Origin of the sequence: Pseudomonas sp. HOU2 (assembly GCF_040729435.1) — a bacterium.
Lineage (GTDB): Bacteria > Pseudomonadota > Gammaproteobacteria > Pseudomonadales > Pseudomonadaceae > Aquipseudomonas.
In genome coordinates this window covers 2378797-2405514 of sequence record NZ_CP160398.1, presented here as the reverse complement: position 1 = coordinate 2405514, position 26718 = coordinate 2378797, and the positions used below count along the sequence as shown (strand labels likewise).

Sequence of the window (26718 nt, the reverse complement as noted above, 5' to 3'; positions counted from 1 at the left end):
ACTTATTGTTTTTGGCTTGGGCCGAAGGTTTCAGCCTGTGGAGGTAAAATGTACCAGATGGTTACCATGGTCAATTGAACTGATTTAACCCGATGGTTTTGTGTTCGGTGATCGCACAAAAGCTACATCGCATTCAGATTTTCCGAATTGTATCGACAGTTTTGCTTACGTTTTTTTTCGAAGATGCAGCGCTTCCTCATCCGTGCCGACGCTAGTCTGAATGTGGTGAAAGGCATTGAGGAGCTGTGCAGCACCGGCCGTCGGATATGAAAGGAAAATCGAATCCTGAAACTTATTAACCTAACGGATGGGTTAGCATGAAAGTATGCAACTACAAGGGATTGTCGATAAGCATCATGTTGCGAGATGAGCATTGCCCGCCACATGTTCACGTTAATGCAGGCGCCTGGAATGCCCGATTTCAGTTCAGTTTCTGGCACAACGACATTGATCTGTGGGATGTCGTGCCGCTTTCACGTCGACCGCCGCTGGCGGTGCTGGAAGGATTGTGTCGATCACTGGGGCAACCTGCTCATCTGCGTCGCGCACGAGGGATCTGGTGGTCAGGCTTGCAGACAGTTTGTCTCGACAATCAGGTGTGGGACTGCGAGTCAAACGAAGTCCCCGTGATGAAACCGGTCACCGCTACGACCTACAGGATCAGTTCGGCGCGTTATGAGCCAGAAGCAGACAAGACTGTTCTGACATTGCTCGGCAAACTGGCAGGAGTTGAAATCGATTTATGAAAGTCATCAAGGCAAAGCCGTCCGAACATCGTCCGCTGACGGAAGAAATGCTTGATGCCGCGATAAAACGTGGCGAAGCGCGACAAGCTAGCAGCTTGCAGGCTGTTTCCGTGACCTTTGAAAACCCCTCTCTGGTCATTCGTTTTGAAGACGGCAGCGGTGTTTTGCTACCGGTGAGCCAGTATTCGGAGTTCGACGGGTTTGATTCAGACGATTATGCGAACCTGACAGTCGGCTATGCAGGCACTGCGCTTTGCCACGAGGGCAAAGACCTCGACGTTTCCATCTCCGGAATGATTTCGGCGAGCCCGTCACTCATGAGGATGGCGGCTTCGGTGGTTGCGTCGCGCAACGGTCGTCAAAGCAGTGCGGCAAAATCCGAAGCTGCACGAGCAAATGGCAAGAAGGGCGGGCGTCCACGTAAGACCGACACTGCACCGTAAGCAGGAACAAAAAAGCCGTCAATCAAGACGGCTTTCTCGTATCCGGCATTCGCCATCAGCGCCGGGTCAGCAACACCCCGGACTCCATGTGATGCGTCCAGGGGAACTGGTCGAACATCGCGCAGCGGGTGATGCGGTGCGTGTCGTGCAGCTGGGCGATGTTGGCCGCGAGGGTTTCCGGGTTGCACGAGATGTACAGGATATTGTCGAAGCGCCGGGTCAGCTCGCAGGTGTCCGGGTCCATGCCGGCGCGTGGCGGGTCGACGAATACGCTGCCGAACTCGTAGCTTTTCAGGTCGATGCCTTGCAGGCGACGGAACGGGCGCACTTCGTTGAGCGCTTCGGTCAGCTCTTCGGCGGACAGCCGTACCAGCGTGACGTTATCCACAGCGTTTTCGCTGAGGTTGCTCAGTGCGGCGTTGACCGAAGTCTTGCTGATCTCGGTGGCCAGTACGTTGCGCACACGGGTGGCGAGCGGCAGGGTGAAGTTGCCGTTGCCGCAGTACAGCTCCAGCAGATCATCGCTGCGATCGCCCAGCGCTTCGAATGCCCAGTTGAGCATCTTCTGGTTCACCGTGCCGTTGGGCTGGGTGAACGCGCCTTCCGGCTGGCGATAGCTGAACGTGCGGCCGCCGACTTCGAGTTTCTCCACCACGTAATCGTGGCCGATGACTTCGCGCTTGCCCTTGGAACGCCCGATGACGCTGACGTTGAGATCAGCTGCCAACTTCGACGCGGCCGCATGCCAGTGCTCGTCCAGCGGACGGTGATAGCACAGGGTAATCATCGCATCGCCGGCCAACGTGGTCAGGAACTCCACCTGGAACAGCTTGTGGCTCAGCGCCGAACTGGCCTGCCATGCCGCCTTGAGCTGCGGCATCAACTGGTTGATGCGCAGGCTGGCAATCGGGAATTCTTCGATCAGGATCGGCGTGCGTTTGTCGTCCTGGGAGAACATCGCGTAGTGCCGCTCGCCGGCCTCGCGCCACAGGCGAAATTCCGCACGCAGGCGGAAGTTCTGCAGCGACGAGTCGAATACCGTCGGCTCCGGCGCATCGAACGGGGCCAGCAGGTCACGCAAGCGCGTGACCTTTTCTTCGAGCTGTGTGGCGTAGGCCTGGGAATCGAAAGTCATGCGTTGAACCAACCCAACTTGATCACGAACAGAATCGACAGAATTACCAGCGCCGGGTTCAGCTCACGGGCGCGGCCCGACAGCAGCTTGATCACGGTCCAGGAAATGAAGCCGAACGCGATGCCGTTGGCGATCGAGTAAGTGAACGGCATCGCCAGCGCAGTGACCACCACCGGCGCGGCGACGGTAATGTCTTCCCAGTCTATTTCCGCCAGGCCCGAGGTCATCAGCACGGCGACGAACAGCAGTGCCGGAGCGGTGGCGAAGGCTGGAACGCTGGCCGCCAGTGGCGAGAAGAACAGCGCCAGCAGGAACAGGATCGCCACGACGATGGCCGTCAGACCGGTGCGACCGCCAGCACTCACGCCGGCAGCCGATTCGATGTAGCTGGTGGTGGTCGAAGTGCCCAGCAGCGAACCGGCCATGGCCGCGGTGCTGTCGGCGATCAGTGCACGACCCATTTTCGGCATATGGCCGTCCTTGCCCATCAGGCCGGCACGCTTGGCGACGCCGATCAGGGTGCCGGAGTTGTCGAACAGGTCGACGAACAGGAAGGCGAAGATCACGCTGACCAGACCGATGTCCAGTGCGCCCTTGATGTCCAGTTGCATGAAGGTCGGCGCCAGCGAAGGTGGCATCGAAGTCACGCCGCCGAACGGGGTGAAGCCCATGGCGATGGAAATGATGGTCACTGCCAGAATGCCGATCAGCACCGCGCCGCGCACTTTCAGCGCTTCGAGGGCGACGATCAGGGCGAAACCGAGGGTGGCGAGAATCGGCGCCGGGGCTTTCAGGTCACCGAGGCCGACCATGGTCGCCGGGTTGCTGACCACGATGCCGGCGTTGTGCAGGGCGATCAGCGCGAGGAACAGGCCGATACCGGCAGCAATCGCCGAGCGCAGTGGCAGCGGGATGCTGTTGATGATCCATTCGCGGATGCGGAAGATCGACAGCAGGAAGAAGCACACCGCCGAGATGAACACCGCGCCCAGCGCCACTTGCCAGGTGTGGCCCATGTGCAGGACCACGGTGTAGGTAAAGAAGGCGTTCAGGCCCATGCCCGGTGCGAGGGCGATCGGGTAGTTGGCGATCAGGCCCATGATGGTCGAGCCGATGGCGGCTGCCAGACAGGTGGCGACGAACACCGCGCCTTTGTCCATGCCGGTCTCGCCGAGAATGCTCGGGTTGACGAACAGAATGTAGGCCATGGCCAGGAAGGTCGTGACGCCCGCAAGAATCTCGGTGCGCACGTTGGTGTTGTGTGCCTTGAGTTGAAACAGCCTTTCCAGCATGTCTGCTCCCCGTGGCGCGCGTGGCGCCGTGAATGTATCGACCTCAACAGCAAAGCACAGACCGTCGCAAGCGCCTGGAAAATTGTGGTGGGCCGGAAAAAGCCGCGCATCATACCAGCCGCGTGAGGAATATGGCGGATGTTGGTGCCGAACGTCGTCGAAGTTTTGCCACAGGGTTATCTGCGCCATACTGCGCGCTGAATTTTTCGGGGAATTGCGACCACATGGGCAAGTGCTGGATGAAGGCTTTCGGGGTAGTGGCAGGGTTGATGGCCGGGTCGACGGCGGCGCTGGCAGCCTCGGCGCCACCGTTGACGGAAGTGAAGGTGATCAAGGTCCAGTCGCCGGCCTGTGGCCTGGAAGACATTGGCGATGGCCAGTCGCAGACCCAATGCAATCACGCCGGGCCGGGCATCAAGGTGTATGTGCTGGAAGTCGGTTACGGCCAGAACCAGCCACACGCCACGCTGGACGGCTTTGAAGTCAACGGCACCCGCGCCCCGGTGTGTGCTTTCGATAACGGTAATCTGACCGAGTGCACGCCCGGCAGCAAAACTGTCGGCTCGCTGTATACCTTCGATCTGGCGGGCAAGCAGGAAGGCACGTTCAGTTTCAGCAACACCTCGATCAACGCGCCACGCAACTCCATGTCGACCCAGCTTTACATCAAGTAACGGCTGTCACCGAACAGGGCAGGGCAAAGCTGACTACGCTTTAAAGATCACTCAGCGGATGGCGCCCATGACCTTTAGAGCCCTGATTACCCTCGCCGAGGGCATCGATGATCTGCAAAGCGTGACCCTGATCGACGTGCTGCGCCGCGCCGACATCGAAGTCGTCGCGGCCAGTATCGAAGGCCGGCGCATGCTGACCTGCGCGCGCGGTACACGCCTGACGGCCGATGGCATGCTGGTGGATGTATTGGCGCAGCATTTTGACCTGATCGTCCTGCCCGGTGGTGCCATCGGATCACAACATCTGGCGGCGCATCAGCCGCTGCAGCAATTACTCAAGGACCAGGCCAGCGCCGGGCGCCTGTTCGCCGCCATCGCCGAGTCGCCGGCCGTCGCCCTGCAAGCCTTTGGCGTATTGCGCCAGCGGCGCATGACCTGCCTGCCAAGCGCCAGCCATCAACTGTCAGGCTGTACGTTTGTTGACCAACCGGTGGTGGTCGACGGCAACTGCATCACCGCCCAAGGCTCCGGCGCCGCACTGGCGTTTGCCCTGACGCTGGTGGAGCAGCTTGGTGGCAAGGCGTTGCGGGCGAAAGTGGCGGGGGAGATGTTGGTTTGACGAGCCTCAGACCTTCGCCTCTTCCACCGGCACATGCATCCGGTCGCGGTTGGCCAGGGTCGGGAACAGTTTGATCCAGGTCCCGGTGACCACCAACGTGCCGATTCCGCCCATCACCACCGCCGGCACGGTGCCGAACCAGTGGGCGGTGAGGCCGGATTCGAATTCGCCCAGCTGGTTCGAGGCACCGATGAACAGGCCGTTCACCGCGCTGACCCGACCGCGCATTTCGTCGGGGGTTTCCAGTTGCACGAAGGACGCGCGGATCACCATGCTGATCATGTCCGCCGCGCCGAGCACCACCAGCACCGCCAGTGAAAACCAGAACGACGTCGACAGGCCAAAGGCGATGGTCGCCACGCCGAACACGCCGACCGCGGTGAACATCACCCGGCCAACGTTGCGTTCGACGGCAAATCGCGCCAGAAACAGTGACATCCCCAACGCGCCAACCGCCGGCGCCGAGCGCAGCAGGCCCAGACCCCACGGCCCGGTGAGCAGGATGTCCTTGGCGAACACCGGCAGCAATGCGGTAGCGCCACCGAGCAACACCGCGAACAGATCCAGCGAGATCGCTCCGAGAATGTCCGGCCGACTGCGAATGAAGCGGATACCCGCCAGCAACGAATCCAGCGTGGCTTTGCCCTTGTTCAACGGCGTTTGTCGCGCGGGCAGGTTGAGCATCAAGGTGCAGGCGATGACGTAGAGCAATACCGTCGGGCCGTAGACCCAGACGCTGCCGAACGCGTAAAGCAAGCCACCGAGGGCTGGAGCGACAATGGTGGCTGACTGTTGAGCCGATTGCGCGGCGGCGACCGCCCGTGGAAACAGGGCGCTGGGCACGATGCTCGGCAGCAGCGCCTGGGTCGTCGGCATTTCGAAGGAGCGCGCCGCACCGAGCAGGAAGGCGAGGATAAAGATCATTTCCCGGGTGACGTGATCGGTCGCACTGCCGATGGCCAGCGCCAGGGCAATCAACGCCTGCAACGACTGACAGATTGCCGCGACCCGACGCCGGTCATAACGGTCGGCGACATGCCCGGTGTGTAGCATGAACAGCACCCGAGGCGCGAACTCGACCAGCCCGACCAACCCCAGGTCGAGCACGTTGCCGGTCAGCTGGTACAGATTCCAGCCGATCGCCACGGTGAGCATCTGAAAACCGCTGGCGGTAAAGATCCGGGCGAACCAGAACGCGAGAAATGGACGATGGTGACGTAACAGCAGGGGCTCTTGGCTGGGCATCTGAAGGCAGGTCTGGCTCGGGGGGGAACGGCGAGGTTATCACCAGTCTGTAACAGGAAGTTGCTATGACAGAAAATTTAGTTAGCCAGACATCGATTATCCGGATACCCCTCTCTCTGTGGCGAGGGAGCTTGCTCCCGCCGGGTCGCGAAGCGGCCCCAATCCAGCGCAATCCTGCTTTCAGGCAAGCGCTGGAAAATCTTTTTACGACTGCTGCGCAGCCGAGCGGGAGCAAGCTCCCTCGCCACAGAGGGTTTCTCGGCTCTGGGATATCTGTTTCAGAGCGTTGCCCAGGCAATGAGGCAACTTGTCACGCGGCAAACGACCACGCCGTCCTTCGTCGGAAATGGGACTACTCTTTTAACGTTGCTTGATCCAGATCAAGACCCTCGCGGGCCATGGTCTGGTGGCCCGATGGCCAGACTCCCTGCGTTGCGATGGTTATTAAAAAGAACGAATCAGAATTCGCCGCACTCGATATCCGTGGGGGCAGTAGGCAGGGGCCACAAGCCCCAATGCCGGTATTACCTGACAGAGGAAGCCATATGTTCGGTTTAGAGGCACTCGATCTCGCCCGAATTCAGTTCGCGTTCACCATCTCGTTCCACATCCTGTTCCCGGCCATCACCATTGGTCTGGCGAGCTACCTGGCGGTGCTCGAAGGGCTGTGGTTGAAAACCCATAACGACACCTACCGGGACCTCTACCACTTCTGGTCGAAGATCTTTGCCGTCAACTTCGGCATGGGTGTGGTCTCCGGTCTGGTCATGGCCTACCAGTTCGGTACCAACTGGAGTCGTTTCTCGGACTTCGCCGGCTCCGTCACCGGACCATTGCTGACCTACGAGGTGCTCACGGCATTCTTCCTCGAAGCCGGTTTCCTCGGGGTGATGCTGTTCGGCTGGAACAAGGTCGGACGCAAACTGCACTTCTTCTCCACAGTGATGGTAGCGATCGGCACGCTGATCTCGACATTCTGGATTCTCGCTTCCAACAGCTGGATGCAGACCCCGCAAGGCTTCGAGATCGTCAACGGTCAAGTGATCCCGACCGACTGGCTGGCCATCGTCTTCAACCCGTCGTTCCCCTATCGCCTGATGCACATGGCCACTGCTGCGTTCGTCGCCACGGCGTTCTTCGTTGGCTCGTCGGCGGCCTGGCACCTGCTGCGCGGCAAGGACAACCCGGCGATCCGCACCATGTTGTCGATGGCGATGTGGATGGCGCTAATCGTCGCGCCGATCCAGGCGGTTATCGGTGACTTCCACGGCCTCAATACCCTTGAGCATCAGCCGGCGAAAATCGCCGCGATCGAAGGTCACTGGGAAAACAAAGGCAACGAAGCGACCCCGTTGATTCTGTTCGGCTGGCCGGACATGAAGGAAGAGAAAACCAAGTTCGCCGTGGAAATCCCCTACCTCGGCAGCCTGATCCTGACCCACTCGCTGGACAAGCAGGTGCCGGCACTCAAGGAGTTCCCGCCTGAAGACCGGCCGAATTCGACCATCGTGTTCTGGTCGTTCCGGGTCATGGTCGGCCTCGGCTTCCTGATGATTTTCACCGGTCTGTGGAGCCTGTGGCTGCGCAAGCGCGATTCGCTCTACACCTCGCGGCCGTTCCTGTATCTGGCGCTGTGGATGGGGCCGTCCGGCCTGGTCGCGATCCTCGCCGGCTGGTTCACCACTGAAATCGGTCGTCAGCCGTGGGTGGTCTACGGGCTGATGCGCACGGCGGATGCTTCGTCCAACCACAGCTTCATGCAGATGAGCATCACCCTGATCATGTTTGTCGTGGTGTATTTCGCGCTGTTCGGTGCGGGGCTCGGCTACATGATGCGTCTGGTGCGCAAAGGACCGAAAACCGACGAAGGCAAGGAAACCAACGACGGTGGTCCTGGCCAGAAACGCACACCGGCTCGGCCGTTGTCCGCCGCCGATGACGAGGGCACTGACGCTGGTTCGCATCGCAGCCTGGAAAAGGAGATTTGACTCATGGGTATTGATCTTCCGCTGATCTGGGCCGTGATCATCATCTTCGGCATCATGATGTACGTGGTCATGGACGGTTTTGACCTGGGGATCGGGATTCTCTTCCCGTTCATCCCGGGCAAGACCGACCGTGACGTGATGATGAACACCGTCGCTCCGGTGTGGGACGGCAATGAAACCTGGCTGGTATTGGGCGGCGCGGCGTTGTTCGGCGCGTTCCCGCTGGCCTATTCGGTAGTGCTGTCGGCGCTGTACCTGCCGCTGATCTTCATGCTGATCGGCCTGATTTTCCGCGGTGTGGCGTTCGAGTTCCGCTTCAAGGCTAAGGACGACAAACGCCACCTGTGGGACAAAGCGTTCATCGGCGGCTCGGTGGCGGCGACGTTCTTCCAGGGCGTGGCACTCGGGGCCTTCATCGACGGTTTGCCGGTGGTCAATCGGCAATACGCCGGCGGTTCACTGGATTGGCTGACACCGTTCACTCTGTTCTGCGGCGCCGCGCTGGTGGTGGCCTATGCCTTGCTCGGTTGCACCTGGCTGATCATGAAGACCGAAGGCAAGTTGCAGGAGCAGATGCACAACCTCGCGCGACCGCTGGCGTTCGTGCTGCTGGCGGTGATCGGCATCGTCAGTCTGTGGACACCGCTGGCTCACCCGGAAATCGCCACACGCTGGTTCAGCATGCCGAACCTGTTCTGGTTCATGCCGGTACCGATTCTGGTGCTGGTAACGCTGTACGGCTTGATTCGCGCGGTGGCGCGCAACGCCAACTACATGCCGTTCCTGCTGACCCTGGTGCTGATCTTCCTCGGTTACAGCGGTCTGGGCATCAGCCTGTGGCCGAACATCGTGCCGCCGTCGATCTCGATCTGGGACGCCGCCGCACCGCCGCAGAGCCAGGGCTTCATGCTGGTCGGCACGCTGTTCATCATCCCGTTCATCCTGGGTTACACCTTCTGGAGCTACTACGTGTTCCGCGGCAAGGTCACCCATGAAGACGGTTACCACTGATCTCTCGCTCTGCTCACCTGTGGGAGATTCTATGTTGCTCAGCAACCCTAGAATCTCAAATTGATCGGTATTCGCCCTGATTCTTCATCAGGGTGAATGCCACTCGGCAGAGCTTGCGAGCAAGAGCTACCAATGCCTGTGTTTTCGAGAAGCCTCTGGCCAGGTAAGACTCGTAAAAAGGCTTCCACTTGGTTGAGCGACACGCCGCCATTGCGGCGTTGTAGGCTAATCGACGGATCTCCGGATCTCCTTTTTTGCTCAGGAACCTCGGGCCGTTCTTTTTCCCCGAATCGTCCACCGTCAGATCCATACCCAAAAACGCGATGAACGCGTCGCTGTTGGCAAAGTCACCGCGCATATAGGTCGTTGCCAACCCAGTCGCAGTCAGCTCTCCCACGCCCTCGATTGCTTTGCAGCGGCCAATATTGTCATCAATACCGGCCTCTTTGCTGACTTTGCGCAGCAGGTTTTGAATGACCTTGTCGGATCGCTCGAATGCCTTTTGCTGAGCCGTACGTTCTTTCTTCAGCAAGGGTTCATCGGCCCAGCTCAACATCAGACCCGTATGGTTCTGAATCAGCGTCGCGCGTCTGTGCAGCAAGCTTTTCAGTACGGTGTAGGCTTTAGGAGGCGGGTTCCAAAGCCGCAGTTTGCTTTGTTCATTCGTCAGATAGCGTGCGAGCACGCGTGCATCGCAGGGATCATTTTTGGCTCGCTGACCGACACCGCGACGATAGTGGCTGACTCGATAAGCATCCACCACATAGACCTGATGTCCCATCGCATGAGCCAGATCAACAGTCTCCAAATGGTAGATATTGGTGGCTTCGACAGCGATAGCGCTTTGCGCGGGCAGAGTTTTGAGCCAACGTTTGAGGGCGGCACGATCATTCTTGACCGCTTCAATGGTTTCCAGGTCGGCGCGATAGACAACGATTTCGGCCTTGGCGATATCGATACCAACAACCGTCTGCGAAGTAAGGATTGTCATGACGAATCCTCGGAGCTAGGGTTTAAGAGCTTGTTGGGGTCTACCGTTGCGCTGGCTTGTCTCTGTCGTCGGTTTACCGATGAATTCCTTATTGGCGCTTTGGGTAGAAGGGGCGGGACGAGAAGTCTCCCACGGTCTGTACTGGTCAGAGTCAGAATCGAGTCTGTAGTCCCGCCCACCCCTTCAAGTCTAAACATACAAGCGAGCCTGCTCGCGATGGCGTCCTTGGCGACGTCATCGCCTGATGGAGGAACGATGCAATGAACGGCAAACATTCCCTGCACGAGATTGAAGAAGCCGAAAAAAAACCGCTGTGGCAGCGGCTCGGCTGGTTGGCCCTGATCTGGATCGGTAGCGTCGGCGCGCTGTTCATTGCCGCCAGCCTGATGCGCCTGTTCATGAACGCGGCCGGTTTGACCACGCACTGATACATCCCGTCCCGTGGCCCTTGGGCACGGTTTACAACCCTCTGTACCGCGGAGGGTTTTTTTTGCCTGAGGTTTTACTTGCGGGCCTTGAGAATCACGAATTTCGGCGTGGCCGCCACTTGCTCGACGCCACGGAACAGCCGCGCCAGTTTGCTGTGATAACCCAAGTGCCGGTTGCCGACGATGTACAGCGCACCGCCCACCACCAGCGCCTCACGGGCCTGTTGGAACATGCGCCAGGCGAGGAAGTCACCAACCACCTGCTGCTGGTGGAACGGCGGATTGCACAGCACCACGTCCAGCGATTGCGGCTCTTGACCGGCCAGGCCATCGCCGGCCCGCACGATCACTTCGCGCTCGCCCAGCGCGGCACGCCAGTTCTCGGCGGCCGATTGCACGGCCATGAACGATTCGTCGACCAGCGTGTAGTGCGCCTCAGGGTTGTGCAGGGCACTGGCGATGGCCAGTACGCCGTTACCGCAGCCGAGGTCGGCGACGCGGGCGCTGCCGAGGTTTTTTGGCAGGTGTGGGAGAAAGGCTCGGGTGCCGATGTCCAGACCTTCACGGCAGAACACGTTGGCGTGGTTGAGCAATTCGATGGCCGGCTCGTCGAGTTGGTAACGCGAAGGATAGGGCGAGGTCGCCGGGGCTTTGGCCTCGGGCGTGGCGATCAGCAGGCGCGCCTTTTTCACCGCCAGTGAGGCCTGTACCGGACCGATGTAACGCTCCAGCAGATCACCGGCAGCACGCGGCAAATGCTTGACCATGGCCGCTGCCACCACTTCGGCGCCAGGTGCCAGTTGCCCTTGCAGGCGAATCAGTTGTTCTTCCAGCAATGCCAGCGTCTTGGGGACGCGGATCAGCACTCGGTCGAACGGTCCGACCAACGGCTCACTGGCCGCAATCCCGCGCACCGCATCAAATGCCAGGCCGTTGCGTACCAGGTTCTTTTCCAGCCCCTGGAATGCGAGAAACGAGTCGCCACTGCTGCTGACCTGTACCTTGCCCGCCAGACTTGCCGCCAACGCTCCGAAGCTGTCATTGAGTACCAATACCCGGGTGTCTGCCGTCGGTTGCTGCGCGGCCAGATGATTGAGCAGGTATTCGTCAGCCGCGTCGAACGCTTGCAGCGGTTCGTTCTGCTGTTCTGGCTGACGGATCAGGTCGAGTTGGGCGAAGGGCGTATCGAGCAAGGGCATGGTACGGGAACTCTGGTTAATCAACGGGTGGCCCGCAGCCCAGGGTGTCGCGCAGCGGAACCGTCCGAGTGAAATACAACGTCAAGGTTCACGTCATCACTCAGGAAGGTCGCAAATGGTACGTTTTTTTCTGTTGAATTACTCGTGGCTTTAGGCGATCGGGGCATCGAGAAGGCCACAGCGGCTGGCAGCGATGACCGCCGAAATCTTGTTACAGACGTTCAGTTTGATAATCACGTTTTGCACGTGGTAATTCACGGTCCGTTCGCTCAGGCAGAGGATTCTGGCGATTTCATAGGCCGTTTTGCCGAGCGCCGAGAGCTTCAACACTTCCAGTTCACGTGGTGAGAGGTGCGGGTGCTGCGGCTTTTTCGGTGCTCTGGGCAAGGTTCTGGCGAACAGATCGCTCAGATGGCTGGTTGCGTAAAACATGTAGCCAAAATGCTCGTACAACTCCAGCGGGCTCAGTGGGCCATTTTTTCTGACAAGGCTGAGCGTGCTGCACAGGCCGCTGGCTTCATGGTGAAACGACTGCGACCAGCCGTGGCGCAACCCATGTTTCTGTTGGGCACCCCATAGCAGCAGGGTCTGCGAGAACACGTCCTCGGTCCAGACAATCGGCAGCATCGAGTGATTGCAGTGTGCTATTACCGGATCGATTTTGCTGTAGCACTGTTTTTCATAAAGTTGATTCCACTCCATCGGATAGTTATTGATTTGCAAGGCTTTGAAGTCAGCGTTCCGATTCATTGATGTTAATGAGATAGCACAAAAATTGAACCCAATATTTTGAGCGAATCGCAGCAGGATCGGATAAGCGGTCTCTATTTCTCTTGCGAAAGTCAGTTGCTTTAATTGCGACTCCTTCCACATTTCCATCACAAACTCTCCATGAGTTGTTTTCGGGGGTGCTTGCTTGGATCCAATCGGATCCTGCACGCAACGGAGTGTAGGACAGGTCCTACAAGAGGCGTTGAATTTTTTTGCTCTTATAGGGGGGTGTTAGTTGCTGGAAAAGTTATGACTCATCAATAACTCATTGTATGTAGCCTGTCATTCAATGTGCTTATGGATAGCGCTGTATTAACTGTATATGGGTCTACTTCTCATTGAGCTGGGCTCCGTGAATAGGAAGTCATTACAAAATCAGTGGTGTTTTATGCTCTGGGTTTGCGCGAGACTGTAAGGGACTTTTCAGTGGAGTGCCCCATGACTGTCAGCGCAGAGAAGTTTACCGCCCAGACCCTGCTCGACGTGCAGCCCTTGACCCCCAGCCTGTTTACCCTGCGTACCACACGCGATGCGGGTTTCAGGTTTCGGGCAGGACAATTCGCCCGCCTGGGGGTGACCAAGGCTGATGGCAGTACGGTGTGGCGTGCCTACTCGATGGTCTCTTCGCCTCATGACGAGTTTCTCGAGTTCTTCTCCATCGTGGTGCCGGGTGGCGAATTCACCGGTGAACTGAGCCGGCTGCAGGTCGGCGATACCCTGCTGGTGGAGCGCCAGGCCTTTGGTTACCTGACGCTGGATCGGTTTGTCGACGGTCGGGACCTGTGGCTGTTATCCACCGGGACCGGGGTTGCGCCGTTTCTGTCGATCCTGCAGGACTTCGAGGTGTGGGAGCGTTTTGAGCGGATCATTCTGGTGTACAGCGTGCGCGAAGCGCGGGAACTGGCCTATCAGCCGTTGATTGCAGAACTGTCCAGGCGTGATTACCTGGCAGAACATGCCCATAAGCTGCGGTTTATCCCCACGGTTACCCGCGAACAATTGCCGGGCGCCTTGCACGGTCGCATCACCACGCTGATTGAAAACGGCGAGCTGGAGCGTGAAGCCGGCGTTGAACTGACCCCCGAGCACTCGCGCGTCATGCTGTGCGGAAATCCGCAGATGATCGATGACACCAGGGCACTGCTGAAACAACGCCACATGAGCCTGAGCCTGACGCGGCGACCGGGGCAGGTGGCGGTGGAAAACTACTGGTAAAAAAACGGCGCCATCAGGCGCCGTTTTTATTCATAAAGCAGTCAAGGCCGGTTGTTCTGGGCTTTGAGCAGATCGCGGATCTCACCAAGCAACTCTTCTTCCTTGGTCGGAACCGGTGGCAGGGAAGGGGCTACGGCTTCTTCGCGTTTCAGACGGTTGATGGCTTTGACACCCATGAAAATCGCGAAGGCGACGATCACGAAGTCCAGAATGCTCTGGATGAATTTACCGTAAGCCAATACCACGGCAGGGGCGTTGCCCTCGGCGGCTTTTAGCGTAATGGCCAGATCACTGAAGTCCACCCCTCCGATCAGCAGGCCGATTGGCGGCATGATCACGTCGCCGACAAACGACGAAACGATTTTGCCGAAGGCGGCACCGATGATGATACCGACGGCCATGTCGACCACATTGCCTTTGACCGCGAAGGCCTTGAACTCACTTAGCACGCCCATAGGTTATTTCCTTGTTACAGATGAGTTTGGTGTACGCAGTGTAAATCAGCAAAACGCGTCCTGCGCGAAACACCTTCTTACAATGCCCGTTTTTATCGACATATGAATCGACGATTAGTTTGCAAAGTGCCACTAATCGCGCGCGAAATACGCCGTAAATCGCTGATCGCAAAGCCATTTTTTTCAATCGTCGGGTTGTGAACTTTCTATTTATGTTCACCGGCGTAGCCCTCTAGCCTCTGGTTGGCGCACCTGGATGCGCCCAAAAAAACCAGAGGAACCTGATATGAATTCCACTCTTGGACTGGGGGCTTTTCCCCATCGCCGTACGCTCGGCGTGCTTACCGCCAGCTTGCTGACCTTCTCCGTGCACGCCGCGCCCCTGACCCGGGATAACGGCGCGGCGGTCGGCGATAATCAGAATTCGCAGACCGCCGGCGCCACCGGCCCGGTGCTGCTGCAGGATGTGCAACTGATCCAGAAGCTCCAGCGTTTCGACCGTGAGCGCATTCCCGAGCGTGTGGTGCATGCCCGGGGTACCGGTGCCCATGGCTCCTTCACGGTGACTAACGACCTCAGCGACCTGAGCAAGGCCAAGGTATTTGCCGCCGGCCAGGTCACCCCGGTGTTCGTGCGCTTCTCCGCGGTGGTTCACGGCAACCACTCCCCGGAAACCCTGCGCGATCCACGGGGTTTTGCCACCAAGTTCTACACCGCCGATGGCAACTGGGACCTGGTCGGCAACAACTTCCCGACCTTTTTCATCCGCGATGCGATCAAGTTTCCAGACATGGTCCACGCCTTCAAGCCCGATCCACGTACCAACCTTGACGATGACTCACGTCGTTTCGACTTCTTCTCCCACGTGCCGGAAGCTACTCGCACGCTGACCGAGCTGTATTCCAATTCGGGTACTCCAGCCAGTTATCGGGAGATGGACGGTAATGGCGTGCATGCCTACAAGTTGGTTAACGCCAAAGGCGAAGTGCACTATGTGAAGTTCCACTGGAAAAGTTTGCAGGGCATCAAAAACCTTACACCTGAACAAGTCGAGAAAGTTCAGGGCAAGGATTACAGTCATATGACTAATGATCTGGTCAGCCATATCAACAAGGGTGATTTCCCGAAATGGGACTTGTACATCCAAGTGCTGAATCCGCAAGATTTGTCCAAGTTTGATTTCGATCCATTGGACGCTACCAAGATCTGGCCGAATGTTCCTGAGCGAAAAGTTGGACAAATGGTGTTGAACCGTAATCCGGCAAACGTATTCCAGGAAACCGAACAAGTGGCGATGGCCCCCGCCAATATTGTGCCGGGTATCGAACCTTCAGAAGACCGTCTGTTGCAAGGCCGAGTGTTTTCTTATGCCGATACGCAGATGTATCGTCTGGGCGCCAATGCTTTGCAACTGCCGATCAATGCACCGAAAGTTGCCGTCAACAACGGCAATCAGGACGGCGCGATGAACTTCGCAGCCACGCAGTCTGGCGTGAACTATCAGCCAAGCCGCCTGCAACCGCGTGAAGAGCCGCAAAGCGCGCGTTACAGCCAACTGGCACTGTCGGGCAGCACCCAGCAGGCGAAGATTCAGCGTGAGCAGAACTTCAAACAGGCCGGTGATCTGTATCGCTCGTTCAGCCAGCAGGAACGTCAGGACCTGATCGCCAGTTTCGGCGGCTCGCTGGCGACCACCGATGACGAGAGCAAGCACATCATTCTGTCCTTCCTTTATAAGGCCGATCCGGAATACGGCACTGGCGTAACCAAAGTGGCCAAGGGTGACCTTGGCCGGGTCAAGGCGCTGGCAGCGAAACTGGTCGACTGATCTCGATGCCCTGCCACGCGGGGCCTAATTCAGGCCCCGTTCTGCTCAAGGAGACGGCGAATGCGATTTTGTCTGTTATTGCTGCTCGGTTGCCTGTCATTTACTGCGCTGGCCGAACAGAACCCCAAGGCGATCAAGGCCCAGTTGCAGGATTACTATTTCGACGCCGCACGGCGTGGCGATGTGCCGATGCTCGAGACGTTTATCGAATCCGGTTATTCCCTCGATACCCGCGACAGCAAGGGCTACACCGCTTTGATTCTGGCGGCGTATCACGGCCAGAGTGCGGCAGTTGACCGGTTATTGGCCGCAGGCGCTGATGCCTGCGCGCAGGACCAACGCGGCAACACGGCGCTGATGGGCGCGATTTTCAAAGGCGAGATGCAGATTGCTCGACGACTGATGGCCACCGATTGCAGCCCCGATCAGCGCAACGGCGCAGGCCAGACTGCGGCGATGTACGCCGGGTTATTCAAGCGTGTCGAACTGCTCGATGCGCTCAAGGCCAAGGGCGCCGACCTCAATGCCGAGGATCCGCTGGGCAACAGCGCCGCGCGTCTGGCCAACGGCGAAATCCGCACCGCCGCGCCGCGCTGAGCGGTGGCTGCGTTATCATCGCGGTTTTTGCCGGGGGATCCAGATGGCCAAGGCCAAGCGCATGTACGGCTGCACCGAGTGCGGCGCAACCTTTCCCAAGTGGGCGGGCCAGTGCGGCGAGTGCGGCGCCTGGAACACCCTGACCGAAACCATGATCGAAAGCGGCGGGGCCACGGCGCCCACCGGACGTACCGGCTGGGCCGGGCAGCAGGCGCAGATCAAGACCCTGGCCGAAGTCAGCATCGAGGAGATTCCGCGCTTCTCCACCGCGTCCGGTGAACTGGACCGGGTTTTGGGTGGTGGTCTGGTCGACGGCTCGGTGGTGCTGATCGGTGGTGACCCGGGCATCGGCAAGTCGACGATTCTGTTGCAGACCCTGTGCAACCTCGCCAAGAGTATGCCGGCGCTGTACGTCACCGGCGAAGAGTCCCAGCAGCAAGTGGCGATGCGTGCCCGGCGTCTGGGTTTGCCTCAGGATCAACTGCGGGTGATGACCGAAACCTGCATCGAAACCATCATCGCCACCGCCCGTCAGGAAAAACCCAAGGTGATGGTGATCGACTCGATCCAGACCATTTTCACCGAACAGCTGCAATCAGCGCCGGGTGGCGTCTCGCAGGTACGTGAGAGCGCGGCCTTGCTGGTGCGTTATGCCAAGCAGAGCGGCACAGCGATTTTCCTCGTCGGTCACGTCACCAAGGAAGGCGCGCTCGCCGGCCCCAGGGTGCTGGAGCACATGGTCGATACCGTGCTCTATTTTGAAGGCGAGTCCGATGGGCGTCTGCGCTTGCTGCGGGCGGTGAAGAACCGTTTCGGTGCGGTCAACGAACTCGGCGTGTTCGGCATGACCGACAAGGGCCTGAAAGAAGTCTCCAACCCTTCGGCGATTTTTCTCACCCGTGCCCAGGAAGAAGTCCCGGGCAGTGTGGTCATGGCGACGTGGGAAGGCACCCGGCCGATGCTGGTGGAAGTGCAGGCGCTGGTGGATGACAGCCATCTGGCCAATCCGCGCCGGGTTACGCTGGGTCTGGACCAGAACCGCCTGGCGATGTTGCTCGCTGTGCTGCACCGCCACGGCGGCATTCCGACCCACGATCAGGATGTGTTCCTCAACGTGGTCGGCGGGGTGAAAGTGCTGGAAACGGCTTCTGACCTGGCGCTGATGGCGGCGGTGATGTCGAGCCTGCGCAACCGGCCGGTGCCGCATGATCTGCTGGTGTTTGGCGAAGTCGGTTTGTCTGGCGAAGTGCGTCCGGTGCCGAGTGGGCAGGAGCGTCTGAAGGAAGCGGCCAAACATGGCTTCAAACGCGCGATCGTGCCCAAGGGCAATGCGCCGAAAGAGGCGCCGCCGGGGTTGCAGATCATTGCTGTGACGCGGCTGGAACAAGCGCTCGACGCACTCTTCGAGTGACTGCTTACGCTCTCTCCAGCCGCAAATACTGCCCATTCGGCAAAAATAATCTGTGGCGAGGGAGCTTGCTCCCGCTGGACTGCGCAGCAGTCCCTTGCTTTTTTTAGTGAAGAGCAGGGGCCGCTTCGCGACCCAGCGGGAGCAAGCTCCCTCGCCACAGTGGCAGCGTCACCCGTACCTGAGCAGCATTATTTTAGATTTCGATCAGTGCGCCGAGTTCGCGCTCAAGCTCGGCTTCGTCAGCCAGATTCAGCTCGATCAACCGCCGCAAGCGCTGGATCGACTCCAGGCTGATATGCCGGCACACGAAGCCCAGTTGCCCATGATCTTCATGGGCCAGATGCACATCCATCTGAATATCCACGTCATCGCTCAGATGAATGTCGACGAAGAAATCCTGCTCCTTATCCCCCAGCCACGGCTCCGGCCGCTCGATCAGCAACCCCTTGAGCGACAGATCGATCAGTTTCACCGGCCAGATGTATTGGCCCTGACTCAGCTCGGTTCTGGCATCGAACGCAATACGTTTGAAGCGACGACGGTTGGCTGGGTGCTCGCTCATGGCGCAATCCTCGGGAGAGTTCGCTGACTATAGACCCGACCATTGGGTGGCTGCCAATCAACAAGCCGTCTAGACCTATGTCGGGGTATGGTCTTTACCGCCAGTAGCGCTAAACTCGAGGTGGCTGTCTTTCTTGTCCACCCTGGCTGGAATAATAAAATGAAAAATAATAATAGCCTGCTACGCCACTTACCCTGGCTAGTGCTGGCAATCGTAGGAGCGTGCGCCCTGGGCGTAGTGGCATTGCGCCGAGGAGAGGCGATCAACGCCTTGTGGATCGTGGTCGCGGCAGTGGCCATTTATCTGGTTGCGTACCGTTACTACAGCCTGTTCATCGCCAACAATGTGATGCAACTGGATCCGCGTCGGGCCACCCCCGCCGTGCTCAACAACGACGGTCTGGACTACGTTCCGACCAACAAACACATTCTTTTCGGTCACCACTTCGCGGCCATCGCCGGCGCAGGGCCTCTGGTCGGCCCGGTACTGGCGGCGCAGATGGGCTATCTGCCCGGTACGCTGTGGCTGATAGCCGGCGTGGTGCTGGCGGGCGCGGTGCAGGACTTCATGGTTCTGTTCATGTCGACCCGGCGCAACGGCCGTTCGCTGGGCGACATGGTGCGTGAAGAAATGGGCCGCATCCCCGGCACCATCGCACTGTTCGGCTGCTTCCTGATCATGATCATCATCCTCGCGGTGCTGGCGCTGATCGTGGTCAAGGCACTGGCAGAGAGTCCGTGGGGCATCTTCACCGTGATGGCGACCATCCCGATCGCGATGTTCATGGGCATCTACATGCGCTACATCCGTCCGGGCCGCATTGGCGAGATCTCGGTCATCGGTGTGTTGCTGCTGCTCGGTTCGATCTGGCTCGGTGGGCAGATTGCCGCTGATCCGGTGTGGGCCAAGGCCTTCAGCTTCACCGGCGTGCAAATCACCTGGATGCTGATCGGTTATGGCTTCGTTGCCGCCGTGCTGCCGGTGTGGCTGATTCTGGCGCCACGCGACTACCTCTCTACCTTCCTCAAGATCGGCACCATCATCGCCCTGGCAATCGGCATTCTGGTGACCATGCCCGAGCTGAAAATGCCGGCGCTGACCCAGTTCGTCGACGGCACCGGGCCGGTGTGGAAGGGCGGTCTGTTCCCGTTCCTGTTCATCACCATCGCTTGCGGTGCGGTATCGGGTTTCCATGCGCTGATCTCTTCGGGCACCACGCCTAAGCTGCTGGATAACGAAACCAACGCGCGTTACATCGGTTACGGCGGCATGCTGATGGAATCGTTTGTGGCGATCATGGCGATGGTTGCCGCTTCGGTGATCGAGCCGGGCGTGTACTTCGCCATGAACAGCCCGGCTGCCGTGGTCGGCGGTGACGTCGCATCGGTGGCGCAAATGGTCAGCAGTTGGGGCTTTGCGATCACGCCGGAGGCGCTGCAAGCCGTGGCGCATGACATCGGCGAAACCACCATTCTGGCCCGTGCCGGCGGTGCGCCGACCCTGGCGGTCGGTATCGCGCAGATCCTGCACAGTGTCCTGCCGGGTGAAAACACCATGGCGTTCTGGTACCACTTCGCGATCCTGTTCGAAGCGCTGTTCATTTTGACTGCCGTGGACGCCGGCACCCGTGCCGGGCGCTTCATGCTGCAGGACCTGCTCGGCTCCTTCGTTCCGGCGCTCAAGCGCACTGAATCGTGGACCGCCAACCTGATCGCCACCGCCGGTTGTGTGGCGATGTGGGGCTGGTTGCTGTATCAGGGCGTGATCGATCCACTGGGCGGCATCAACACCCTGTGGCCGCTGTTCGGCATCTCCAACCAGATGCTCGCCGGTATCGCGCTGATGCTCGGCACCGTGGTCCTGATCAAGATGAAGCGCCAGCGCTACATCTGGGTCACCCTGCTGCCAGCCGCCTGGCTGTTGATTTGCACCACCACTGCAGGCTTCATCAAGCTGTTCGACGCCAACCCGGCGATCGGCTTCCTGTCGCTGGCCAAGAAGTACAGCGATGCGCTGGCCGCCGGCCAGGTGATTGCCCCGGCCAAGAGCATCGAACAGATGCAGCACGTGATCTTCAACGCCTACACCAACGCAACGCTCACCGCGCTGTTCCTGTTCGTGGTGTTCAGCATCCTGTTCTATGCGCTCAAGGTCGGCATCGCCGCCTGGGGCAAAAAAGAGCGTACGGATAAAGAATCGCCATTCCAGGCTCTGCCGGACGCGTAACCAGAGGATTGCACCATGTTCAATGACCTGAGTCGCCTCGGTAAATACCTCGGTCAGGCCGCGCGCCTGATGGTCGGCATGCCCGACTACGACACCTACGTCGAGCATATGCAAACCAAACACCCGGACAAACCGGTGATGAGCTACGAGATGTTCTTCCGCGAACGTCAGGAAGCGCGTTACGGTGGCAAGGGTGGGCCGAAGTGCTGTTGAGCTGACAGCACAAGGTTGAGGTCATCCCCTGTGGGAGCGAGCTTGCTCGCGAAAGCGGTGTGTCATCGAGCAATGATGTCGACTGGCACGACCCCTTCGCGAGCAAGCTCGCTCCCACATTTGTTTTGTGTTTGTTTCAGGAGATCGTGTTTTGTCTTCTCCCATACCCGTAACGGTACTCAGCGGTTTCCTCGGCGCCGGCAAGACCACCTTGCTGCGCCATCTGCTTAAAGCCGAGCACGGCCTGAAGATCGCCGTGATCGAGAACGAATTCAGCGACGCCGGCATCGACACCCAGTTGCTGGGCGACGAACCGGTGCAAGTCATGACCCTGGCCAACGGCTGCGTCTGCTGCACCATTCACACCGATCTGACCAAGGCGCTGTACCTGCTGCTCGAACGCCTGGACAGCGGCGAAATCGCCTTCGACCGGCTGGTGATCGAGTGCACCGGGCTGGCCGATCCGGCTCCGGTGGCGCAGACCTTTTTCATCGATGAAGAATTGCGCGAGCGTTATCTGCTCGACGGCATCATCACCCTGGTGGATGCCGCCCACGCCGACCTGCACCTGACCCAGACCATCGCCCAGGCGCAGATCGGTTTCGCCGATCGCCTGCTGGTGAGCAAGACCGATCTGGTGGATGAGACTACGTTCAACGCACTGAGCGAACGCCTGACGCGAATCAACCGGCGCGCGCCGATCCGCGTGGTCGAGCACGGCAACATCGATCTGGCGGAACTGCTCGATGTGCGCGGCTTCAATCTCAACGCCGACCTCGGTGGCGGAGTGAGTCTGCGTCCGGTGAGCAAAGCGCCCTCCATCGACCGTATCTCCAGCCTGGTGCTGCGCACTGACCAGCCGCTGGATATCGATCAGCTCAGCGAGTTCATGAATGAGCTGCTGGAAGAACATGGCAAGCAGTTGTTGCGCTACAAGGGCGTGTTGAACATTGCTGGTGAGGATCGGCGTCTGGTGTTTCAGGGCGTATTGAAACTCTATGGTTTCGACTGGGACACCGAGTGGGCCGAGGGTGAGGCGCGGGAGAGTGTGATTGTGTTTATTGCCGATGATTTGCCGGAAGAGAAGATTCGGGCGGGGTTTGCCAAGGTGGCTGCTGCCTGATGGTTCTTCGGTGTCAGGGCTGACGCCATCGCGGGCAAGCCCGCTCTCGCAGGTTTACAGGTGTACACACAATCTGTGAACGACAATAACCCTGTGGGAGCGGGCTTGCCCGCGATGACGATTCAACCGACAACGCAACGCTTGCCGGTTGGCTCCAGCAGCGTCTGCTCAAGATGATCCAGATGCCGATTCATCAGCATGCCTGCTTTGGAAACATCCCGAAGCTCCACTGCCTCAACCAACGCCAAATGCTCCTGCCATGCGCAACAGCTATGCGTCTGGCACTCACTTCGCGCAATCGCCAGCGACGTCAACGGCACCAGACTGCCGAGAAAATGCGCCAACGGTGCATTCCCCGCCATCCGTGCCAACTGCAGATGAAACTCGCCGGACAAACGAATCGCCGCCGCACGCCGTTCCTGTGTCACGGCCAGACGTTCGCGTTCGACCAGCGTGCGCAAGCGTTTCAAACCCTCCGCTGACGCATTCTGACAAGCCAGGCGCACCAGCGTCGCTTCGGTCAGGCGCCGGGCGTGCAGGGTTTGCCGGGTCTGCTCGGCATCCGGTGCGGCCACCCGTGGCCGATGGTTGGCGCGCAACACAATCACCTGCTCATGGGATAACTGTGTCAGCACCCGGCGCACATCGGCGCGGCTGACGCCAAACATCTGCTTGAGACTGTCTTCGGTGAAACGGCTGGCCGGGTCGATTCGCCGGTCCAGAATCGCGTCGAACAGCCGCGGGTACAGATCATCTGCCGGCGCCTGCAGGCGGGAGAAGGGCAGGGGGGCCGACATCTGACGAGTGTGCGGCGACGTGGCAAGACTGTTCATGGCCGGTCTCCAGTGTGAGTTCTTCAGTGGCTGAGGTTGTCATCTGGAATGTTCAATTCAACGCCCATCCGTTGGCCTTCGCGCAGGATGTGCCGACGCATTTCGGCGCTGGCCTGGGCGCTGTTCTTGCTGCGGATTGCGCGCACCACCGCTTCGTTTTCTTCCAGACGCTCAGCCAGGTGCTCAGGCGAATTGCGCAGCACGTCGGCACTTTGCTTGAGGGCATTGCTGGTTTGCTGCACCACACTCTGGAAGATCGGGTTCGAAGTCAGGGTGAACAGCTCTTCGTGGAAGGCGATGTAGGCGCTGACCCCGGCTTCGCTGTCGCCCGCTTCAAGGGCTTCGCGCATGTCCATCAGGGTCAGACGCAATTGCCCGACTTCCTTACTGCTGATCGACTGCGCCACCAGACCGACGATGAATGGCTCAAGGGTGTAGCGCAGTTGCAGCACGTCTTCGAGGCTGGCGCCGGCCACCGCGCTGTCGTGGCTCTGGCTGTCACTGAGCTGGGCGTCGAGCACCACCACGCCTTTGCCCGGCATCGAACGCACCAGGCCAAGGGTTTCCAGGACGATCACTGCTTCGCGCAGGCTTGGGCGGCTGATGCCCAGTTGTTCGGCCAGTTCGCGCTGGCCCGGCAGCATGTCGCCGGAGCGCCACTGGCCGCGGGCGAGGGCGGCGCGGAGTTTTTCTACGACTGAGTTGACGACGGTTGATGTGGTGATCACGGGTCTTGCTCCATATGCCCGTAAGGAGCCGGCAAGCGAAGATCAAAAGATCGCAGCCTGCGGCAGCTCCTACAGGAGTTAAATCAGAACTCTTGCTGGTGCGCCGGAGTCCCGGTTTTACGCGGTTGAAAGGTGTAGCCCTGCTGACCGCTGAGTACTTTGTTTGCGCGTTGTACGTCGATGTCTTTTTCCCAGCGGGCGATGGCCACGGTGGCGACGCAGTTGCCGATCAGGTTGGTCAGCGCCCGGCCGATGCCCATGAACCAGTCCACCGCCAGTACCAGCACCAGACCCACGACCGGAATCGCCGGGATCGCCGTCAGTGTCGCCGCCAGAATCACCAGCGCCGAGCCGGGGATGCCGTGCGCACCCTTGGAGGTGATCAGCGACACCAGCAGAATCGTCAGCAAGTCGGTCATCGCCAGCGGCGTGCCGGTGGCGTTGGCGATGAACACGATGGCCAGGGTCAGGTAGATCGAAAAACCGTCGAGGTTGAACGAGTAACCGGTGGGAATCACCAGGCCGACCGTCGAGCTGCCGATGCCCAGATGTTCGAGCTTGCGCATGATCTGTGGCAGCACGGCGTCTGAGGATGCGGTGCCCATGACGATCAGCAACTCTTCGCGCAGGTACTTGAGCAGCGGCCACAGGCGCAGGCCGGAAGCGCGCATCACCACGCCGAGGATCACGCTGACGAACGCCATGCAGGTCAGGTAGAACAAACCCACCAGACTGCCCAGGTGTTGCAGCGAATCGAGGCCGTACTTGCTGGTGGTGAAAGCGATGGCACCGAACACGCCGATCGGCGCCAGGCGCACGATCATGCCCATGATCCGGAAAATCACGTGGCTTAGCTCGTTGATCAGTCGTGAGATCCCGGAAGCCGCTTCGCCCACCAGATTCAGCGCGCTGCCGAACAGCACCGAGAACAGCAGCACTTGCAGAATGTTGTTGTCGGCGAAGGCGCCGAGCACCGAGGTCGGGATCAGATCCATCAGGAACTGGGTGGTGGTGTGCATGTGCTGGCCGCGTTCGGCGATGTCGCCCATGTCGGCGGCGGACAACTGCTCCAGATGGATATTCGCGCCGCTGCCGATCCCGGTGCTGAAAGCGAACACCAGACCGATCACCAGGGCGATGGTGGTCAGCACTTCAAAGTAGATCACTGACTTGAGGCCAATGCGTCCGACCTTCTTCAGGTCGCCCGCACCACTGATACCGCTGACCACCACACAGAACACGATCAGGCCGATGAGCATTTTGATCAATTTGATGAAGCCGTCGCCCAGCGGTTTGAGCTGAGCGGAATATTCGGGAAGGGTCAGCCCGCAGACGATGCCGAGCACCAGTCCGAGAACCACTTGGAGGAAGATTGAACGCGAGCACCATCTGAGCATGGGAGGAATCCTGGTCGGTGTCCTGGCTGCCGTGTGCGGAGCACATCAGATTCAGGACTTAATTATTGTGGTCTTACCGGTATGTCCAGTGCGGGTGCAGTCTACGCTCGGTTTTTTCAGGATGACAAGTGAAAATCATGAAATTGGCATGACCGGTCTGACCAGCGGCCAGAGATCAAAAGATCGCAGCCTTCGGCAGCTCCCACCGGTGAGCGCATTCCAAATGCAGGAGCTGCCGAAGGCTGCGATCTTTTAATCTTTCCGACAGGCGAAAAAAAACCGGCCATCTCTGGCCGGTTTTTCATGCTGCGGATTTAACGTCGCGATTACGCGCCGTATACCGGCAGTTTCTTGCAGATGGCTTTGACTTTCTCACGAACGGCGTCGATCACCGCTTCGTTGTTCAGGTCAGCCAGGATGTCGCAGATCCAGCCGGCCAGCTCTTTGCACTCGGCTTGCTTGAAGCCGCGAGTGGTCACAGCCGGAGTACCGAAGCGCAGGCCGGAAGTGACGAACGGCGAGCGTGGATCGTTTGGTACCGAGTTTTTGTTCACGGTGATGAACGCTTTGCCCAGAGCAGCGTCGGCGTCTTTACCGGAGATGTCCTGCTTGATCAGCGACAGCAGGAACAGGTGGTTCTTGGTACCGCCGGACACCACGTCGAAACCGCGCTCGATGAACACTTCGGCCATGGCCTGGGCGTTCTTCACCACTTGTTCCTGGTAAGCCTTGAACTCAGGCTGCAGCGCTTCCTTGAAGCAGATCGCTTTCGCGGCGATCACGTGCTCCAGCGGGCCACCCTGGGCGCCCGGGAATACCGCGGAGTTCAGCTTCTTCTCGATCTCGGCGTTGGCGCGCGCCAGGATCAGACCGCCACGTGGACCGCGCAGGGTCTTGTGCGTGGTGGTGGTGACCACGTCAGCGAAAGGCACCGGGTTCGGGTAGACGCCAGCGGCGACCAGACCGGCCACGTGCGCCATGTCGACGAACAGGTAGGCGCCGACCTTGTCAGCGATGGCGCGGAAGCGCGGGAAGTCGAGAATCTGCGAGTAGGCAGAGAAACCGGCCACGATCATTTTCGGCTTGTGCTCAACCGCCAGACGCTCGACTTCGTCGTAGTCGATCAGGCCGTTGGCGTCGATGCCGTACTGCACCGCGTTGTACAGCTTGCCGGAGGAGGAAACGCTGGCGCCGTGGGTCAGGTGACCACCGTGGGCCAGGCTCATGCCCAGGATGGTATCGCCACCTTGCAGCAGGGCCAGGTAGACAGCGGCGTTGGCTTGGGAGCCGGCGTGCGGCTGAACGTTGGCGTAGTCGGCGCCGAACAGCTCTTTGGCGCGGTCGATGGCCAGTTGCTCAACCACGTCGACGTACTCGCAACCACCGTAGTAGCGCTTGCCCGGGTAGCCTTCGGCGTATTTGTTGGTCAGTACCGAGCCTTGAGCTTCCATCACCGCAGGGCTGGTGTAGTTTTCCGAAGCGATCAGCTCAATGTGCTCTTCCTGGCGCTGAGCTTCTTGCTCCATGGCGGCAAAGAGATCGGCGTCGTACTTGGCAATAGTCAAATCACGGCTGAACATGGCGGTCC

26 protein-coding genes are annotated in these 26718 nt (G+C 59.4%); 14 read left to right on the top strand and 12 right to left on the bottom strand.

All coding sequences use genetic code 11. The features are described 5' to 3' along the window. Positions 1–317: 317 nt before the first annotated feature. Both ABV589_RS10790 and ABV589_RS10785 read left to right on the top strand, forming a co-directional pair. Positions 318–746: a DUF4160 domain-containing protein gene (locus ABV589_RS10790; RefSeq protein WP_367085799.1), complete on the top strand. Its 429-nt coding sequence runs from the start codon at positions 318–320 to the stop codon at positions 744–746. Then, positions 743–1189 carry a DUF2442 domain-containing protein gene (locus ABV589_RS10785; RefSeq protein ID WP_367085798.1) on the top strand — a complete coding sequence of 149 codons (447 nt, stop codon included), beginning with the start codon at positions 743–745 and terminating at the stop codon, positions 1187–1189. Before ABV589_RS10790 ends, ABV589_RS10785 begins: the two co-directional genes overlap by 4 nt. 55 nt (positions 1190–1244) lie before the next feature. On the opposite strand, the gene trmA is transcribed toward ABV589_RS10785, so the two are convergent. Then, entirely contained in the window at positions 1245–2324 is a 1080-nt protein-coding gene (gene trmA / locus ABV589_RS10780) for a tRNA (uridine(54)-C5)-methyltransferase TrmA (RefSeq protein ID WP_367085797.1), read from the bottom strand. Then, positions 2321–3616, bottom strand: coding sequence for an NCS2 family permease (locus ABV589_RS10775; protein ID WP_007963748.1), 1296 nt, complete (start codon positions 3614–3616; stop codon positions 2321–2323). The genes trmA and ABV589_RS10775 overlap by 4 nt, the downstream gene beginning before the upstream one ends. A 224-nt stretch (positions 3617–3840) precedes the next feature. On the opposite strand from ABV589_RS10775, the gene ABV589_RS10770 reads away from it, so the two are divergent. Beyond that, entirely contained in the window at positions 3841–4290 is a 450-nt protein-coding gene (locus tag ABV589_RS10770; RefSeq protein ID WP_367085796.1) for a DUF4879 domain-containing protein, read from the top strand. Positions 4291–4357: 67 nt separating this feature from the next. Then, on the top strand, positions 4358–4909 hold the full coding sequence (locus ABV589_RS10765) for a DJ-1 family glyoxalase III (protein ID WP_367085795.1): 552 nt from the start codon (positions 4358–4360) through the stop codon (positions 4907–4909). A gap of 6 nt (positions 4910–4915) precedes the next feature. On the opposite strand, the gene ABV589_RS10760 is transcribed toward ABV589_RS10765, so the two are convergent. Beyond that, positions 4916–6154 (bottom strand): MFS transporter, encoded by a 1239-nt coding sequence (locus ABV589_RS10760; protein ID WP_007963751.1) that lies wholly within the window; start codon positions 6152–6154, stop codon positions 4916–4918. Between the two features lie 545 nt (positions 6155–6699). Here ABV589_RS10760 and ABV589_RS10755 point away from each other — a divergent pair. Further along, a complete protein-coding gene (locus ABV589_RS10755) occupies positions 6700–8142 on the top strand; it encodes a cytochrome ubiquinol oxidase subunit I (protein ID WP_367085793.1) in 1443 nt (480 codons plus the stop codon). 3 nt (positions 8143–8145) lie between these two features. Then, the gene (cydB, locus tag ABV589_RS10750; protein WP_007963753.1) at positions 8146–9153 is read left to right on the top strand and encodes a cytochrome d ubiquinol oxidase subunit II; all 1008 of its coding nucleotides are present in this window, start codon (positions 8146–8148) and stop codon (positions 9151–9153) included. Positions 9154–9208: 55 nt separating this feature from the next. On the opposite strand, the gene ABV589_RS10745 is transcribed toward cydB, so the two are convergent. Then, positions 9209–10144 carry a transposase gene (locus tag ABV589_RS10745; protein WP_367085792.1) on the bottom strand — a complete coding sequence of 312 codons (936 nt, stop codon included), beginning with the start codon at positions 10142–10144 and terminating at the stop codon, positions 9209–9211. A gap of 260 nt (positions 10145–10404) precedes the next feature. On the opposite strand from ABV589_RS10745, the gene ABV589_RS10740 reads away from it, so the two are divergent. Continuing rightward, positions 10405–10572, top strand: coding sequence for a DUF2474 domain-containing protein (locus tag ABV589_RS10740; RefSeq protein ID WP_007963754.1), 168 nt, complete (start codon positions 10405–10407; stop codon positions 10570–10572). A gap of 74 nt (positions 10573–10646) precedes the next feature. Here the strand turns inward: ABV589_RS10740 and ABV589_RS10735 are convergent, their stop codons facing one another. Together ABV589_RS10735 and ABV589_RS10730 are read right to left on the bottom strand one after the other, a co-directional pair. Beyond that, positions 10647–11771 carry a class I SAM-dependent methyltransferase gene (locus tag ABV589_RS10735; RefSeq protein WP_367085791.1) on the bottom strand — a complete coding sequence of 375 codons (1125 nt, stop codon included), beginning with the start codon at positions 11769–11771 and terminating at the stop codon, positions 10647–10649. Positions 11772–11921: 150 nt separating this feature from the next. Then, positions 11922–12650 (bottom strand): autoinducer binding domain-containing protein, encoded by a 729-nt coding sequence (locus ABV589_RS10730; protein WP_367085790.1) that lies wholly within the window; start codon positions 12648–12650, stop codon positions 11922–11924. Between the two features lie 330 nt (positions 12651–12980). Between ABV589_RS10730 and ABV589_RS10725 the strand changes: the two genes are divergently transcribed. Continuing rightward, a complete protein-coding gene (locus ABV589_RS10725; RefSeq protein ID WP_367085788.1) occupies positions 12981–13757 on the top strand; it encodes a ferredoxin--NADP reductase in 777 nt (258 codons plus the stop codon). 41 nt (positions 13758–13798) lie between these two features. Here the strand turns inward: ABV589_RS10725 and mscL are convergent, their stop codons facing one another. Continuing rightward, positions 13799–14212, bottom strand: coding sequence for a large-conductance mechanosensitive channel protein MscL (mscL, locus tag ABV589_RS10720; RefSeq protein ID WP_007963760.1), 414 nt, complete (start codon positions 14210–14212; stop codon positions 13799–13801). A gap of 286 nt (positions 14213–14498) precedes the next feature. Here mscL and katB point away from each other — a divergent pair, with 286 nt between their 5' ends. The 3 genes from katB to radA are packed head-to-tail and all read left to right on the top strand — an operon-like array spanning position 14499 to position 18048. Further along, positions 14499–16040 (top strand): catalase KatB, encoded by a 1542-nt coding sequence (gene katB / locus ABV589_RS10715; protein ID WP_367085787.1) that lies wholly within the window; start codon positions 14499–14501, stop codon positions 16038–16040. Positions 16041–16100: 60 nt separating this feature from the next. Beyond that, the gene (locus ABV589_RS10710) at positions 16101–16637 is read left to right on the top strand and encodes an ankyrin repeat domain-containing protein (protein ID WP_367085785.1); all 537 of its coding nucleotides are present in this window, start codon (positions 16101–16103) and stop codon (positions 16635–16637) included. A gap of 43 nt (positions 16638–16680) precedes the next feature. Continuing rightward, complete coding sequence (gene radA / locus ABV589_RS10705; protein WP_367085784.1) at positions 16681–18048, top strand: DNA repair protein RadA; 1368 nt, start codon at positions 16681–16683, stop codon at positions 18046–18048. Positions 18049–18241: 193 nt separating this feature from the next. On the opposite strand, the gene ABV589_RS10700 is transcribed toward radA, so the two are convergent. After that, positions 18242–18610 (bottom strand): PilZ domain-containing protein, encoded by a 369-nt coding sequence (locus ABV589_RS10700; protein WP_367085783.1) that lies wholly within the window; start codon positions 18608–18610, stop codon positions 18242–18244. 159 nt (positions 18611–18769) lie between these two features. On the opposite strand from ABV589_RS10700, the gene ABV589_RS10695 reads away from it, so the two are divergent. The 3 genes from ABV589_RS10695 (at position 18770) to yjiA (ending at position 22172) form a co-directional block, all read left to right on the top strand. Then, entirely contained in the window at positions 18770–20836 is a 2067-nt protein-coding gene (locus ABV589_RS10695) for a carbon starvation CstA family protein (RefSeq protein ID WP_007963766.1), read from the top strand. A 15-nt stretch (positions 20837–20851) separates the two neighbouring features. Then, the gene (locus tag ABV589_RS10690; protein ID WP_003228401.1) at positions 20852–21049 is read left to right on the top strand and encodes a YbdD/YjiX family protein; all 198 of its coding nucleotides are present in this window, start codon (positions 20852–20854) and stop codon (positions 21047–21049) included. Positions 21050–21200: 151 nt separating this feature from the next. Next, a complete protein-coding gene (gene yjiA / locus ABV589_RS10685) occupies positions 21201–22172 on the top strand; it encodes a GTPase (protein ID WP_367085782.1) in 972 nt (323 codons plus the stop codon). A 122-nt stretch (positions 22173–22294) separates the two neighbouring features. Here the strand turns inward: yjiA and ABV589_RS10680 are convergent, their stop codons facing one another. From ABV589_RS10680 to glyA, 4 genes are all read right to left on the bottom strand, one after another. Next, positions 22295–23005, bottom strand: a complete 711-nt coding sequence (locus ABV589_RS10680; RefSeq protein ID WP_367085781.1) for a GntR family transcriptional regulator — start codon at positions 23003–23005, stop codon at positions 22295–22297. Between the two features lie 23 nt (positions 23006–23028). Continuing rightward, on the bottom strand, positions 23029–23733 hold the full coding sequence (locus tag ABV589_RS10675) for a FadR/GntR family transcriptional regulator (protein ID WP_367085780.1): 705 nt from the start codon (positions 23731–23733) through the stop codon (positions 23029–23031). Between the two features lie 83 nt (positions 23734–23816). Further along, positions 23817–25130 carry a C4-dicarboxylate transporter DctA gene (locus ABV589_RS10670; protein ID WP_007963773.1) on the bottom strand — a complete coding sequence of 438 codons (1314 nt, stop codon included), beginning with the start codon at positions 25128–25130 and terminating at the stop codon, positions 23817–23819. Positions 25131–25456: 326 nt separating this feature from the next. Beyond that, positions 25457–26710, bottom strand: coding sequence for a serine hydroxymethyltransferase (gene glyA / locus ABV589_RS10665; RefSeq protein ID WP_007963781.1), 1254 nt, complete (start codon positions 26708–26710; stop codon positions 25457–25459). Between the last annotated feature and the right edge of the window lie 8 nt (positions 26711–26718).